The sequence below is a fragment of the Nostoc sp. T09 genome (assembly GCF_002154695.1).
GTDB lineage: Bacteria > Cyanobacteriota > Cyanobacteriia > Cyanobacteriales > Nostocaceae > Aulosira.
Map to the genome: position 1 here is coordinate 23,933 of NZ_MTAV01000058.1, position 14,706 is coordinate 38,638.

General features: G+C 41.2%; 15 protein-coding genes. 10 read left to right on the forward strand and 5 right to left on the reverse strand.

Annotated features, from left to right (window positions below; translation table 11 throughout):
* The coding region (locus tag BV372_RS37110) for a hypothetical protein (RefSeq protein ID WP_218776724.1) at positions 1–194 on the forward strand (194 nt) is incomplete at its 5' end.
* A 217-nt stretch (positions 195–411) separates the two neighbouring features.
* Here the strand turns inward: BV372_RS37110 and BV372_RS14005 are convergent.
* Positions 412–768, reverse strand: coding sequence for a DUF1815 family protein (locus tag BV372_RS14005; RefSeq protein ID WP_086687114.1), 357 nt, complete (start codon positions 766–768; stop codon positions 412–414).
* Positions 769–984: 216 nt separating this feature from the next.
* Positions 985–1,470, reverse strand: coding sequence for a gluconokinase (locus BV372_RS14010; protein WP_086687115.1), 486 nt, complete (start codon positions 1,468–1,470; stop codon positions 985–987).
* Between the two features lie 74 nt (positions 1,471–1,544).
* On the opposite strand from BV372_RS14010, the gene BV372_RS14015 reads away from it, so the two are divergent.
* The 5 genes from BV372_RS14015 (at position 1,545) to BV372_RS14035 (ending at position 7,806) form a co-directional block, all read left to right on the forward strand.
* Positions 1,545–2,570 carry a LacI family DNA-binding transcriptional regulator gene (locus BV372_RS14015; protein ID WP_086687116.1) on the forward strand — a complete coding sequence of 342 codons (1,026 nt, stop codon included), beginning with the start codon at positions 1,545–1,547 and terminating at the stop codon, positions 2,568–2,570.
* A 259-nt stretch (positions 2,571–2,829) separates the two neighbouring features.
* On the forward strand, positions 2,830–4,131 hold the full coding sequence (locus BV372_RS14020) for an NAD(P)/FAD-dependent oxidoreductase (protein ID WP_086687117.1): 1,302 nt from the start codon (positions 2,830–2,832) through the stop codon (positions 4,129–4,131).
* 32 nt (positions 4,132–4,163) lie between these two features.
* The gene (gene uxaC, locus BV372_RS14025; RefSeq protein ID WP_086687118.1) at positions 4,164–5,585 is read left to right on the forward strand and encodes a glucuronate isomerase; all 1,422 of its coding nucleotides are present in this window, start codon (positions 4,164–4,166) and stop codon (positions 5,583–5,585) included.
* Between the two features lie 107 nt (positions 5,586–5,692).
* Positions 5,693–6,547, forward strand: coding sequence for an SDR family oxidoreductase (locus BV372_RS14030; protein WP_086687119.1), 855 nt, complete (start codon positions 5,693–5,695; stop codon positions 6,545–6,547).
* Positions 6,548–6,549: 2 nt separating this feature from the next.
* Positions 6,550–7,806 (forward strand): lactate racemase domain-containing protein, encoded by a 1,257-nt coding sequence (locus BV372_RS14035; RefSeq protein ID WP_086687120.1) that lies wholly within the window; start codon positions 6,550–6,552, stop codon positions 7,804–7,806.
* A 4-nt stretch (positions 7,807–7,810) separates the two neighbouring features.
* Here BV372_RS14035 and BV372_RS14040 read toward each other — a convergent pair whose 3' ends face one another.
* Complete coding sequence (locus tag BV372_RS14040; RefSeq protein ID WP_086687121.1) at positions 7,811–8,578, reverse strand: HEAT repeat domain-containing protein; 768 nt, start codon at positions 8,576–8,578, stop codon at positions 7,811–7,813.
* A gap of 194 nt (positions 8,579–8,772) precedes the next feature.
* Entirely contained in the window at positions 8,773–9,366 is a 594-nt protein-coding gene (locus BV372_RS14045; protein WP_086687122.1) for a hypothetical protein, read from the reverse strand.
* A 567-nt stretch (positions 9,367–9,933) separates the two neighbouring features.
* Between BV372_RS14045 and BV372_RS14050 the strand changes: the two genes are divergently transcribed.
* The 4 genes from BV372_RS14050 to BV372_RS14065 all read left to right on the forward strand — a co-directional run bounded on the left by BV372_RS14050 (position 9,934) and on the right by BV372_RS14065 (position 14,302).
* Positions 9,934–10,830, forward strand: coding sequence for an alpha/beta fold hydrolase (locus tag BV372_RS14050; RefSeq protein WP_086687123.1), 897 nt, complete (start codon positions 9,934–9,936; stop codon positions 10,828–10,830).
* Positions 10,831–11,094: 264 nt separating this feature from the next.
* On the forward strand, positions 11,095–12,225 hold the full coding sequence (locus tag BV372_RS14055) for a succinylglutamate desuccinylase/aspartoacylase family protein (RefSeq protein ID WP_086687124.1): 1,131 nt from the start codon (positions 11,095–11,097) through the stop codon (positions 12,223–12,225).
* A gap of 257 nt (positions 12,226–12,482) precedes the next feature.
* Positions 12,483–13,457 carry a GTPase Era gene (gene era / locus BV372_RS14060; RefSeq protein WP_086687125.1) on the forward strand — a complete coding sequence of 325 codons (975 nt, stop codon included), beginning with the start codon at positions 12,483–12,485 and terminating at the stop codon, positions 13,455–13,457.
* Positions 13,458–13,624: 167 nt separating this feature from the next.
* The gene (locus tag BV372_RS14065) at positions 13,625–14,302 is read left to right on the forward strand and encodes a response regulator transcription factor (RefSeq protein ID WP_086687126.1); all 678 of its coding nucleotides are present in this window, start codon (positions 13,625–13,627) and stop codon (positions 14,300–14,302) included.
* A 126-nt stretch (positions 14,303–14,428) separates the two neighbouring features.
* Here the strand turns inward: BV372_RS14065 and BV372_RS37115 are convergent.
* Positions 14,429–14,706: hypothetical protein (locus BV372_RS37115; protein ID WP_086687129.1), on the reverse strand; the 278-nt coding region annotated here is incomplete at its 5' end.

The following is a 14,706-nucleotide window of genomic DNA, read 5'->3' on the forward strand; positions in this document are numbered from 1 at the left end:
ACTACATCATTGAAAACTTTTCAAACATCCTCTTAGCTCGACTTTATCCAAAATTAAGAACTCGGCTTTCCTTATCCAGCAAAAATCCCGGTTTTTTGGCAAATACTTTTTCCATGTCACTGATTAACCATCGAGTTCAAAAACTAAAACTAACGTCCCGCAATGGGTTCAGCGTCGAGTTTTGGGTTTTGTAAAAATGGATAAAGTCGAGCTTAGAGCGCTCCTCTTTAATTTGCGAACTTACTCCTAAATAAAGAGAACAAGAAAAACTGGATATAGAGGAGTAGGTCGTTTTTCAAAAGTCAAACGGATTCCTATATTAGGTGTGCTGATGCACACAACAAGAATTACAGCAAGATTCAGAATTTACAAGTAAAAAAGCCTATAGTCCTAAATTTTAGACCTAATTTGTTACTTTATCAAATTGCAATCCGCTGTATTTATCATGTTAATGGGATGACCTTTATGAGGATTTTTCGCAATATTAGCCAAATCCTGTAATTGATTTATTGCTTCTGCACCCTCCAATTTCATTAATTCGCGGTCATCCTTCATTTCTGTCCAAGTAATGCCGTAATCAGATACTAAAAACCGAATCAGGTGGTTATCTCCTAAGCTAACCATAAATGAACCACTGTTCATTTTGCCGCCGCATGTATAACAAGATGCTACATAGCCACGTTGCTCAAGTACAATTGCCAAGGCTTGCAGGCTCATCACTAAGTCTTGGACAAATTGCCGATGTTCTTGCGCTAATCTTAAAAACACTAGTTTCCTCCTCCGATCGCAGTTAGGCGATCGCTTTTATATTTATATTTAGATTGATATCTCATGTGATTTAACTATCAAAATACCGCGTTTTCGTAGAAATGCAATTAATATTGTCTATTTACAGTGGATTTCAATTTGATGAAATACACAACTCAAGCCGCAAAACCAGCTATAACGCCTGTTTTACTGCTAAATTCTCAATTCTGCGGTCAGCTAAATTTCCAAAGCCGTTCTGATGTTTTGGATAATTTTCTGAGGTGGCTCTGCAATATCTATACATATAGTGTCTAATGGTTCTTCAAGAGTATGAAACTGACTGTCGAGAAGGACATCACTCATATAGTGATTTTGACGCTTTTGCAATCGCTTTTGAATCAACTGATAAGATCCCTTAAGGTAAACTAGCTTGATGCGCTCGCTATCCACTACAAGAAATTGGCGATAACTGTCTTTTAATGCCGAGCACGCTAGCACCACATTTTTATTTTCTTGCAGCCAAGATTTAATCGCTGTTTGCAAATCTTGCAGCCAAGGTATCCTATCGGCTTCACTCAAGGGGATACCGTGCTGCATTTTCTCTATATTCTCTAGCGAATGAAAAGCGTCGGCGTCGCTAAATGTCCAGCCTAAAGAGTCTGCTAGCAAATTTCCTATAGTAGTTTTACCAGATCCAGAAACACCCATTACTAGAATAATCATTTGACAAGTGGCTAAATTTTTCTAATAATTAATATTATAATGCACACGTGTGCATAGTTAAAGTAAGATAATAAATGAGTAAACGAAAAATTTCCATAGAAGATATTGCTCGAAAAGCAGGAGTTTCTCATACCACGGTTTCACGTGCTTTGCGAGATAGCAATCTCATTAGCCCTAAGGTGAAAGAAGAAATTAAGCAACTGGCGCGGGAGATGGGGTATGTTCCTAATGGTATTGCTCAAAGTTTGCAAACTCAACGTACTAATACTATTGGAGTAGTCGTCACTTCAATAGCAGATCCCTTTTTCGCGGAGGTAGTAGAAGGAATAGAACAGATAGCCAGAACCTCAGGTTTAAGTGTGTTGTTGAGTACTTCACACCGAGATGTTGATTTGGAAATAGCGGCTATTGATAATTTTCATCGCCGGAGAGTTGACGGTATTTTAGTAGCTGATTCACGAATTAGTAAACATGATACGAACAAGTTAGGGCCAATTGCTGTGCCAACAGTTTTTATTCACAGCCAAACTGAAGATCAACCCGAAATATTTCACTCAGTGACAGTAGATGACTGCTTGGGTGCTCGATTGGCCGTAGAACATCTATTAAGCCTTGGACACACATCTATTGGTTACCTGGGTGTAGGCGATCGCAGCAGGTCAAACCAGCAGCGTCTAGAAGGATATCAAAAGGCTCTAAGTGAAGCTGGTTTACCCCAAAAGGCTGATTGGGTAGCAATTAGTGATGAATATAATGTCAGAACAAGTGATGTTGTTACTGGTCAACAGATGCTAACCAAACTAGTCGCTGTTGGGGTAACAGGCATCTTTTGTTACAACGATATGATAGCGGTAGGCGCTCTCTTAGCGTGCCAAGAACTAGGTATTTCGGTACCCCAAGATTTAAGCCTGGTGGGATTTGATGGTATTGCTCTAGGCGGTTACGTTACGCCCCCACTCACCACAGTCCGCCAACCAATGTTAGAAATTGGTCGCTCTGCGATGCAAATGTTACTCGATTTATTAGAGGAAAAAACTGTAGAAAACTATGTTTTATCTCCTTATTTGCTCAAGCGAGGTAGTAGTGCGGCGTTTAAGTAAAAGCTAAAATGCTCTGAAAAAAGTGCAAAGTTATTTAAGCTTTTAGAGAGCGCTATCATTTTGCTTGGAACTTTAAAAATGCAAGAGTTCAAGTTTATTGTGAGTTGTAGATCTTCAACCTATATCAAAACTATATATCTCAAATTTCCTATAACTCAAAAGATGAGCTAGCCTTGTAGCTAAAGAATTGATCATTTAGTATTTTAATACAGATTTATTAATACCAATCTCTGACCTATAACACCGAAAAATATGCCTTATGATAGGTTCAATTGAGAATAATTTACCTCATCAAGTTGTGATTGTTGGTGGTGGCTTTGGTGGACTGTACACTGCAAAGTCACTTGCTAAAGCTAATGTAAACGTAACTCTCATCGATAAACGCAACTTTCACCTATTTCAACCACTCCTATACCAAGTTGCCACAGGTACGCTATCACCTGCTGATATTTCTTCACCTTTGCGAGCAGTACTTAGTAAGAGCAAGAATACAAAAGTAATCTTGGGAGAAGTGAGGGATATTGATCCTCAAGCTCAAAAAGCGATCGTGGGTGATCAAGCAATACCCTATGACACGTTAATTATTGCCACAGGTGTAAAGCATTCCTATTTTGGTAAAGACCAATGGGAAGAATTTGCCCCTGGTTTGAAAACTGTAGAAGATGCGATAGAAATGCGCCGCCAAATTTTTATGGCATTTGAAGCAGCAGAAAAAGAAACCGATATAGAAAAACGCCGTGCTTGGTTAACTTTTGTAATTGTGGGTGGTGGTCCCACTGGAGTAGAGTTAGCAGGCGCACTTGCTGATTTAGCATACGAAACCCTCAAACAAGATTTCCGCAACATCGACACATCAGAAACAAAAATTTTACTTCTAGAAGGTATGGATCGCATCCTGCCACCTTATGCACCAGAATTATCACAAGCAGCAGAAGCATCTCTGCGGCAATTTGGTGTGGTAGTGCAGACAAAAACCTTGGTAACGAATATTGAAAATGATATTGTTACCGTCAAACAAGAGGATGAGGTGAAAGAGATTGCCTCAAAAACCATATTATGGGCAGCAGGCGTTAAAGCCTCACCCATCGGGAAAGTATTAGCAGAACGCACAGGTGTAGAATGCGATCGCGTCGGGCGAGTCATCGTTGAACCTGACTTAAGTATTAAAGGCTATCCGAATATTTTTGTAATTGGTGACTTAGCAAATTTTTCTCATCAAAATGGTAAACCTCTACCTGGTGTTGCACCTGTAGCCAAGCAGGAAGGGGAATATGTAGCAGCATTAATTAAACAGCGGTTACACAATAAAACCTTGCCACAATTTTCTTACATCGACCGCGGTAGTTTGGCGATGATTGGGCACAATTCCGCCGTTGTAGATTTAGGTTTTATCAAACTTACAGGTTTTTTGGCATGGCTATTTTGGCTATTGATTCATATCTACTTCTTAATTGAGTTTGACAATAAATTAATCGTGATGCTCCAGTGGGCATGGAATTATATCACCCGCAAACGTGGAGCCAGATTGATTACAGGTCAAGAATTGCTGCCGACTGATTGAGAATCATTAACTAACTTTAATCGGATAAAAAGATGTTAACTAAAACATGGAGTTTATCTCGCGATCGCTGTTTTGCTCCAGAACCAACTCAACGACAACTAGCCCGTCAATTTTTTGACAGCATATGTTCTCTACCATTGGTCTGCCCACACGGTCACGTAGACCCAGCCTTGTTAGCTAATCCAGCAGCCCGTTTTGGTTCGCCGACTGAATTATTGATTATCCCCGATCACTACATTTTCCGTATGCTTTACAGTCGGGGCGTAGCTCTGGAAGCTCTCGGCATACCTACTAACGATGGTTCGCCAGTGGAAACAGACCACCGCAAAATCTGGCAGCTTTTCGCGGATCATTTTTATCTATTCCGGGGTACTCCCTCTGGGTTGTGGTTAAAAGAAGAATTAACCAACGTTTTTGGGGTGGATGAGCCTTTAAATTCTCGTAATGCTGGATATATCTACGATTACCTGGCAGAACAGTTAGCTTTGCCTGAGTTCTCACCCCGGGCGCTATTCAAACGCTTTCATATTGAAGTACTTTGTACCACCGATGCAGCTAGCGATCGCCTTGAGCACCATCAATCTTTACACCAAGAAGGTTGGACTCAAATTAGGCCTACCTTTCGACCAGATGCAGTAGTTAACTTAGACACTCCCGGTTGGCGTGAGAATCTTACCAAGTTGGAAAGCACTGTAGGTAAGGAAATCAGCAGTTACGCTATTTTTATACAGGTTTTAGAAGAACGTCGGGCTTTCTTTAAAAAAATGGGTGCGACAGCTACCGACCATAGCGCAGCTACACCTTATACTACGCAACTTTCTGACCAAGAAGCCGAAGCTATCTTTGCGAGAGCATTAACTGGCAAGCTCGATTCATTTGATGCACAGCAATTTACGGGTCATATGTTTATGCAAATGGCTCGGATGAGTGTAGAAGATGGCTTAGTGATGCAGATGCATTGTGGTATCACACGCAACCATAATCCAGCAATCTTTGATCGGTTTGGAGCTGATAAAGGTGCTGATATTCCCTTGCAAATAGAGTGGACTCAAAACTTACGTCCGTTGTTATCAGCCTACGGTAACCATAAAGACTTCCACCTAATTCTGTTTGGATTGGATGAAAGCACTTACAGCCGGGAACTAGCGCCCTTAGCTGGTCATTATCCTGCTGTACTGCTTGGGCCGCCCTGGTGGTTTCACGATAGCGTCAATGGTATGGAACGCTACTTCGATCGGGTGATGGAAACTGCTGGTCTTTACAACACCGCTGGATTTAACGATGATACACGCGCTTTTGTTTCCATTCCCGCCCGTCACACGGTTTGGCGACGTGTAGCTTGTAACTGGTTAGCTGGATTAGTAGTACGTGGGTTAGTTGAGGAAGAGGAAGGTTACGAAATGGCTCACGCTTTAGCTTATGACCTTGCGAAGAGTGCTTACAAATTGAATTAATCTTTGCGTCTATCCTGCGTGAGACAACAACGAACCGCAGAGACACAGAGGGCACGGAGAAATAAGAGTTTGAGAGAGTTTTTGAGTCAGTCCCAGAGGAATTATCAATGACAGACTTATTAAATAAACCAGATTTAATTTTGCATAAGCTTTTTAGCCTCAAAGACCAGGTAGCAGTAGTTACAGGCGGTTCTGGTGTGCTTGGTGGGGCTATGGCTAGAGGTTTAGCCCTTGCGGGAGCGCGAGTGGTTGTTCTCGGTCGCAATGAGGCACGGGCAAAAGCAGTAGTATCTGATATTACCGCCAACGGTGGGGAAAGTATGGCTGTGCTGGCTGATGTGAGCGATCGCTCTCAATTAGAAATAGCCAGAGATTCTGTTTTAAAGCATTGGGGTCAGATAGATATCTTGATTAACGCCGCTGGTGGCAATATTCCGGCTGCCACAATTACTGCTGATGCGAATTTTTTTGATATGCCACACGCAGCTTTTGCGCAAGTGGTTGATCTAAATCTAGTCGGGACTTTACTACCTAGCCAGGTTTTTGGTCAAGCAATGGTGGCAAGAAATCAGCCTCGTGGTTGTATTGTCAATATTTCTTCGATGTCTGCTATTCGTGTAATCAGTCGGGTGGTTGGGTATTCTGCGGCGAAAGCGGCTATAGATAACTTTACGCGTTGGCTAGCTGTAGAACTTGCCCAAAAGTATGGAGATGGATTGCGAGTCAATGCGATCGCACCAGGTTTTTTTATTGGGGAGCAAAATCGAGATTTACTCCTAAATCCAGATGGAAGTTTAAGCGATCGCGGGCAAAAAATCATTGACCATACCCCAGCTGGGCGTTTTGGCGAACCAGAGGAATTACTCAGCACTTTGATTTGGTTATGCAGTTCTGGTTCTAGTTTTATCAACGGGGTAGTGGTACCTATAGACGGTGGCTTTAGTATCTACAGCGGAGTGTAAAAATGTATTCACTAGCCGTAACTAACGGAACACTTTCAGATGAGCAAGTTGCCGAACTAGTTCATCAAGCTTTGGCAGATCCTCAGTTCAATGGACAGCGCATCCTCGTATTAATTCCCGATGGAACCCGCACTGCTCCCATACCTAAAATGTTTCGATTACTCCATCAAGAATTGGGTAATAGAGTAGCTGCACTAGATTTTTTAATCGCTCTGGGTACACATAATCCCATGAGTGAAGCACAAATTAATCGTTTAGTTGGGGTAACACCAGAAGAGCGAGGAACTACATTTAAAAACGTTCAAATTTTTAACCACCTTTGGAATCTACCAGATACCTTTATTTCTTGTGGAGTAATTTCCGCAGATGAAATAGCAGAAATCAGCGGTGGAATGCTGCGTCAGGAAGTTGATGTGCGTATTAATAAGCTGGTAACAGAATATGATTTGATAATTATTTGTGGCCCAGTTTTTCCCCACGAAGTTGTCGGTTTTTCTGGTGGAAATAAATATTTTTTCCCCGGTATTAGTGGTCAGGAAGTAATTAATCTTTCACACTGGTTGGGAGCCTTAATTACCTGTTACGAAATTATTGGTACACCAGGACTAACACCAGTTCGACGCTTGATAAACCGCGCTGCTAGCATGATTTCTACTCAGAAACTTTGCCTAGCGATGGTAGTTTCCCCAGGAACCAATCAGTTAGCTGGACTTTATATAGATAAACCAGAATCAGCCTGGGAAGACGCTGCAAACTTATCAGCTAAAGTGCATATTAAATATGTAGCTCAGCCTTTTAAACAAGTGCTTTCAGTCATGCCCGAAATGTATGACGACATTTGGACAGCGGCTAAAGGAATGTACAAGTTAGAGCCAGTAGTAGCTGATGGTGGTGAGGTAATTATTTATGCCCCTCATATTACCGAGTTTAGCTATACACACGGCGAAATATTAGCCGAAGTTGGCTATCATGTGCGAGATTACTTTCTTAAACAGTGGGATAAATTCCAAGGCTATCCTGCGGGAGTGCTAGCCCATAGTACTCACTTGAAAGGTATGGGCACTTTTGATCCCATAGCAGGGGAACAAGCACGGATTCGGGTGACTCTAGCTACTGGTATTTCTCCTGAACGCTGTGCTGCTCATAACTTAAACTATCGTGACCCGGCTAGCATTCGACTAGCAGAATGGGCTAACCGGGAGGATGAAGGCATTTTGCTTGTACCAAAAGCGGGTGAAATACTTTACCGCTTGAAATGAATTTTTAAGAAGGAATTCGAGTTTTGAGTTTTGCAGATACAGGAATAAAAATACTTGTTTTGCTAGATGGTGGCATTTGCGAGCTATCTAAGGTTTGCAAACTTTCAAAAGCTGCTTCCCGAACTACGGCTTCCTCTTCCTGAGTCAGTAAAAGTTGCAAGCATTCAACCACATTTTGCTGCACCGAAGCATCAACCCGTTTGCGACCGATCAATTTAGTTAATTGTCGCACAGCAATCAAACGCTTTAAGGGGTCTGATTCGGTTAAGTTGTCCAACAAGCGATCGAGGTGGTCTTCTTCGCGAATTCCATAAAAATTGACAATTTGGCAGACCAACAAAATTAAACTTAATACCGTTCCCAAACCTTGGACAATAACACCAGAAGCAATCCAAGGACTGTTGGAGTCAAACCAGATTGCGGCTGCGATGTAAGTAGTAAAAGTGGCAATCCCACCAGTACTAACTGCTAAGACTAACCGACGGTTGGGCCCGGTGAAAAACCCCTGCATCTGAGACCAGCGCTGTTGCCAGTCCCACTTCTGCATTGAGTAAACTGATAACATTACTCCAACGCCAATAACCAGCGCCAACAGAAGTTTCCAGTTCCACAACAGCATAGCAACGATAATTGTCAGGAAACTAAGAACGCCTCCTGGCCCAGAGAATCGCTTAAAATTTCGCTGCTTTGAGGCTCCTGTCTTAAGATCTGGAAGCGACCAGTTGGAAAGCTGGTTAATTAATTGCTGCCACGAAGACAAAGCCTGTGCCACGGTGTTTACCTACTAAATTACAAGATTGTTTAGTTTATAGGTTTTACTATATATGAAGGAAGAATGCAGACACCCATTTTTTGGTGGTGCATAGCCATTAGCTAAGCTGGAAGCTTTAAACGCCCGTGAGCGTACATCTGCCTCAAGCTGCCATCGAAAATTAATAATACCTTAATTAACAATACTTGGACGGGCTAAAAACAAAAACGAAAGTTATCAAGGGTAAATTGGCCGTCAAAAGCACTGAAGCTCACATGATGAATATCATTCGCAGCTATAGATAATAGAGTGTTTGGGGGTATAGAGGAGCCAGAATTGGCAAGATTTGAGCCTGGTAGTACTGTTTGGGCTACTAGTTTGCGATCGCGATCGTAAGCTGTAAGTACTAGCCGCTGTGAACTTGTGACCAAGGCACTAACCCAGTTAACTGGTCGCAAAAAACTAACTTCTAACAATCCACTCTTAGGCGATCCCATCAACACTTTTAACCCTGAGTGGGTGGGAAACGCCGGATTGGATGGTTGTATTGCCAGAGAATTATGAAAAATTACGCCCCAGGACTCATACTGGCGCTCAACGGTTTCAAAACATTTCAAATCATCAAAGTTCAAAGAGATACAAGTAGGTGTATTTTCTTGGGTTGTAGCAGATGCATCTTTTGCATCCTTCACCTGACCTTGCCACTCTGAAGCTATAGCTTGGTTGTGGATATTACAGCCGTCCAACCCAAATCTAGCGTCTTCAAGCTTTAATATTTTATCTGTTTTGAGAATAGCCTCCTTGACCATGACACTCCGCCTTAAAATTTCCTATAGAATAATCAATTTAATAATTCCATCAAAAATTATTGTTTCTGTTTACAGCTAGAGAACTAATAGCTGTTTTTAGTCAGCGTCTTGCTGAGAACTTAAGGTTCAAAATTATCCGTAATCTTTCTGATAGATTACCATACAAAACCATGCCAGAATTAATAACCCAGTTATCCAGGCTACCTACTTAAATCCTCATAGGGCGGTAAATACAAGCAACACCACTTAGTATGTGTAGCAAAAACATCACAATATCTTCACAGATAATCCAGTAATTTCACATCTACTTAATCTGACGTTGGTGAGAAGTCTAAGAATGATGGATTCACCGATAATAGTGAGGAGTTTAAAGCCAACAGGTAATACCAAGCTGCATTTTAGGATAGTAACTCAGGGATCAAGGAGATCGATAACAGAAGAACAGATGAATTTCAATTTCTCCTGTCAATTTCTAGATGTTATTTCTGAATGCAATTTAGTATAAATACTTAGGTGGCTTAAATATCACCTCTACCAAGCAACCACAACAGTGAACAAAAAATACCTATGTTTCAGCCACTAGGATTTGAGCAACGCTCGATAATTACTTCGCTGGGGAGAATAGTATACTACACGAACACTGGTTCACTTTGGCAGCATGATGTAACCGCAAAAGGCGAACGGGAGACTTTAGTGTTTTTACACGGCTTTGGTGGTGGTTCTTCTGCTTACGAATGGTCTAAAGTTTATCCCGCCTTTGCCAGCGACTATCGCATTCTTGCACCAGACTTATTAGGTTGGGGTAGATCTGAGCATTTAGGACGGAATTATCAGATTGAAGATTATTTGACAACGATTCAGGAGTTTTTGCAGCAAACTTGTATAAATCCTGTAACAGTTATCGCTTCTTCTTTAACCGCAGCGATTATAATTCGAGTTGCGATCGCTCATCCCAATTTGTTCAAATCTCTGATTCTCACTACTCCCGCTGGACTTTCGGATTTTGGTGAAGACTACTCTCGCAGCTTTTTTGCTCAGTTAGCCAGTGTTCCGATTGTAGATCGCTTGTTGTACAGCACGGGAGTGGCTACCGATAACGGTATTCGCACTTTTTTAGAGCAACGACAATTTGCCCAACCTAGCCGAGTTTACCAAGAAATTGTCGATGCTTATCTAGAATCTGCACAACAGCCGAATGCTGAATACACCGCGCTGTCTTTTGTTCGTGGCGATTTGTGCTTTGATTTATCTTTATATATTCAGCAATTGACCACTCCCACCGCTATTATTTGGGGAGAAAAGTCGCAATTTACTGGGCCAGAAATTGGACGCCGTCTCGCCGATCTCAATCCCCAAGCCATTCGAGTGTTTCAACATTTAGAAGATGTGGGATTAACACCACAGTTAGAACTACCAGCAGTAACAATTGGCTTGATTCGACAGTTCTTACCTTTGCTGGATTAATGAATTTAATTGTTCGCGATCGCTAAACTGTTCGCCAAAATGGAGGTTTTATATATTTACAGCAGTCTTCACTTGAGTAGATCACAACCTAAGAAGCACAATATAAAGAATGTAGGAGTGCGATCTAAGTAAATGAAAACTGCTGTAACCCAAAATTATTAATGACTATTTGGCTAATTGAAGAATTGGGGAGATACTTCTCTAATGCCTCCTTCTATGGACATATTTAGCCAAAGTCTGCGTAAATTATCACGGAATTCTTCCATGCTGCCAGTTATTGAAACGATTTTCTTACGTCAAATGGCTTCAGGCGATCGCCTATCTCTACAAGTTTACAAATTTATCGGCGCTCATCCTGGTAAAAAAGTTTACGTTCAATCTAACTTACACGGCGCAGAAATCGCTGGTAATGCAGTTATTCATCAACTGATTGAGTTTTTCCTAACAATAAATGATACAAATTTATCTGGAGAAATTTGGTTGGTTCCTGTTTGTAATCCGATGGGAGCAAATGAACGTGCTCACCATTTTTCTGCTGGTAGATACTGTGTTTACGAAGCTAAAGACTGGAATCGCATCTTTTGGGATTACGAGAAAGAAGCTGATGATTTAGTAGCTTTTACTAAATCTCAACTTCATATTGATAGAGAGGTCGTCCGACAAAATTATCTAACTATAATTAAACAAAGATTTGCCAAAATTTTACAAAAAATTAATTCCGCTTCTGGTCTACCTTATACTGAGCAATTTAGCTACCAACTACAATCTCTCAGTTTAGATGCAGACTATTTGATTGACTTACACAGTTCGACAAATCAAGCAATAAACTATCTTTATTACTTCCGAAATCGAGAAGACAGTGCAAAATACTTTCTGCTTGATTATGGAATTTTACTAAATCCCTATGATGGTGATGCTTTTGATGAGGCATTTATCAAACCTTGGTTAGCACTAGAAGCTTGTTTTCAACAGCTTGGTAGAAACATGAGATTTGATATCGAAGCTTGGACACTCGAACTTGGTGCAGGAATGCAGATGAACCCTGATTCAGTTGCCAAAGGTATTTTAGGTATAAAAAATTATTTAGCACAAAAAGGTGTGTTACAAATCCATGACTTTTCTCTAGCACAAACCACAGATCATAAAATGGCTTTTTCAGTTAAGAGCAAAGTCATAAAATATTATGCGATCGCAGGCGGCATGATTCAATCCCGAGTTGAATTGGGTAGTAATGTCAAGGTTAAAGACAGACTGTATCAAATTCTCAGTTTTAACAAAGAAAGCCAATTACCTCAGGTGATTGATATCTTTGCTGAACACGATGGATTGGTTTATGACATTTCAACTAATCAAGCTGTGAATCAAGGTGAATTTGTACTAGGAATTATTCAGTAATTCCTATTGACTTCTCTATGATCGGTATTGATAACACAATAAAATACAATTGCAGCACAGTACTCTCGTTAAATCAATACCCTATAAGATAGAAAAAATCCTGGCGTTTGTATACTCCTATCTCTTTTTTTAATATTGGAACACAATAGATTTAGTAGTAGATTAAACTTAAGCAGAGGCAATCCCAAAAAATGCCAGGGTGATCTTATGTTTATTACTTGTCTAAGAAAAAAAACAACTTATCCCAACTATAAAATATGACGGTGGAGCTAAAGGTGACTAGTATTGATAATCACATCTTCTCTTTTTCAGGAGAAGTTTCAATTCCCCAGGCTCCTCCTGAATTTAAGTCGGGTTTCATCGGCATTATCGGTCGCCCTAATGTCGGTAAATCTACTTTAATGAATCAATTAGTAGGACAAAAAGTTGCCATTACGTCCCCTGTAGCGCAGACTACACGGAATCGTTTAAGAGGTATTTTAACTACGCCAGAAGCGCAACTAATTTTCGTAGATACACCAGGAATTCATAAACCCCATCATCAATTGGGAGAAGTACTGGTGCAAAATGCCAAAATAGCCATTGAGTCAGTTGATGTAGTGCTATTTGTAGTAGATGGAACGGTGGCTTGTGGTGCAGGCGATCGCTTTATTGCTGAGTTACTGAGTCGTAGTCAAACGCCAGTGATTTTGGGAGTGAACAAAGTCGATCAACAACCCACAGACTCCCAATTTATAGATGAGAGTTATACACAGTTAGCTGAGTCACACCAATGGCAATCAGTAAAATTTTCCGCTAAGACTGGTGTGGGATTGCCAGAACTGCAAAAATTATTAATTCAAGATTTAGAGAACGGACCATTTTACTATCCCCCTGACTTGGTAACTGACCAACCAGAACGCTTTATTATGGGCGAATTAATTCGCGAACAGATTTTGCTGTTAACTCGCGAAGAAGTTCCCCATTCAGTAGCGATCGCCATTGACATGGTGGAAGAAACCCCAAGTATTACCCGCGTACTCGCTACGATAAATGTCGAGCGAGATTCCCAAAAAGGAATTCTCATTGGTAAAGGTGGCTCGATGCTCAAAGCAATTGGTAGTGAAGCTCGCGAACAAATTCAAAAGCTGATTTCGGGCAAAGTATACCTAGAATTGTTCGTCAAAGTCCAGCCAAAATGGCGACAGTCTCGCGTAAGTTTAGCAGAGTTAGGATATCGCGTGGAAGAATAGAAAAGTTGGTCATTAGTCATTGGTCATTAGTCATTAGTCATGGGTCATTGGTCATTGGTCATTGACTATTAGATAAACAACAAAGGACAAAGGACAAATGACAAAGGACAAAAAACAAGTGACTAATGACCCCTAACTGATAACAGATAAATACTAACCAATTGAGAATGTCTCCAGATACTGGCTCCTTCTTAAATCTGCCAACAGATGCGCCACCGTTGCGGGTGTTAATCGTTGAAGACGATCCAATGATGCAACTGGGACTGGAACAATCATTAATGGTTCATCCCCAGTTGGAAATTGTCGGACAAGCAGAAGATGGCTATTTGGGTGTGCAAGCAGCACTCAAACTTAAACCTGATTTGGTAGTGATGGATATCGGGTTACCGCGACTCGATGGAATTGCTGCAACACAGCAAATTAAGGCCGCATTACCAGAGACTCACGTAGTGATGCTGACATCTCACCAAACGGAGACAGAAATCATTGCGGCTTTGTCTAGCGGTGCAGATGCCTATTGTATCAAAGGCGCTAGTGTAGAGCGACTTTTGAGTGCGATCGCTGCCGCAGTTGATGGAGCAACTTATCTCGATCCCCAAATTGCGCGGCGAGTGATTGAAAATCTCCGCACCCCCACAGCTAAGGGAAATACAGCTAACCTATCTCAGCGTGAGTTAGAAGTATTGAGACTGATGGTAGACGGTTTGAGCAACCCAGAGATTGCCGAAAAGCTTTATCTTAGTCCCAATACTGTTAAAACTCACGTGCGGGGGATTATGAATAAATTAGCAGTAGACGATCGCGTAAAAGCAGCAGTCGTCGCACTGCGTTCAGGATTGGTTTAAAAGACATTAGGGCGTAAGAGATATGATTAATCTCGAATACGCCGCAAATCTTCTTCTAGTTGTAAAACCGTTCGGCGTTTCGCCTGATTGTCTGATTCTAAGGCGTGTCGATGGGGTGAGCTAATATTAAGTCTTTAAGCAAGAGAATAGAGAACAGAGGAGAATAATAGCATTCTTGAGATTTTGATGCTCATTCGCGAGTATCAAAGACTCATTCGCGAGTATCAAAGACTCATTCACGAGTATTAAAGACTCATTCACGAGTATTAAAGACTCATTCGCGAGTATCAAAGACTCATTCGCGAGTATCAAAGACTCATTCACGAGTATTAAAGACTCATTCACGAGTATCAAAGACTCATTCGCGAGTATCAAAGACTCATTCACGAGTATTAAAGACTCAT

Coding starts and splice junctions, on each gene's coding strand:
- BV372_RS14010 (WP_086687115.1), bottom strand. CDS start 1,470: ATGATTATTCTAGTAATGGGTGTTTCTGGATCTGGTAAAACTACTATA.
- BV372_RS14015 (WP_086687116.1), top strand. CDS start 1,545: ATGAGTAAACGAAAAATTTCCATAGAAGATATTGCTCGAAAAGCAGGA.
- BV372_RS14020 (WP_086687117.1), top strand. CDS start 2,830: ATGATAGGTTCAATTGAGAATAATTTACCTCATCAAGTTGTGATTGTT.
- uxaC (WP_086687118.1), top strand. CDS start 4,164: ATGTTAACTAAAACATGGAGTTTATCTCGCGATCGCTGTTTTGCTCCA.
- BV372_RS14030 (WP_086687119.1), top strand. CDS start 5,693: ATGACAGACTTATTAAATAAACCAGATTTAATTTTGCATAAGCTTTTT.
- BV372_RS14035 (WP_086687120.1), top strand. CDS start 6,550: ATGTATTCACTAGCCGTAACTAACGGAACACTTTCAGATGAGCAAGTT.
- BV372_RS14045 (WP_086687122.1), bottom strand. CDS start 9,366: ATGGTCAAGGAGGCTATTCTCAAAACAGATAAAATATTAAAGCTTGAA.
- BV372_RS14050 (WP_086687123.1), top strand. CDS start 9,934: ATGTTTCAGCCACTAGGATTTGAGCAACGCTCGATAATTACTTCGCTG.
- BV372_RS14055 (WP_086687124.1), top strand. CDS start 11,095: ATGCTGCCAGTTATTGAAACGATTTTCTTACGTCAAATGGCTTCAGGC.
- era (WP_086687125.1), top strand. CDS start 12,483: ATGACGGTGGAGCTAAAGGTGACTAGTATTGATAATCACATCTTCTCT.
- BV372_RS14065 (WP_086687126.1), top strand. CDS start 13,625: ATGTCTCCAGATACTGGCTCCTTCTTAAATCTGCCAACAGATGCGCCA.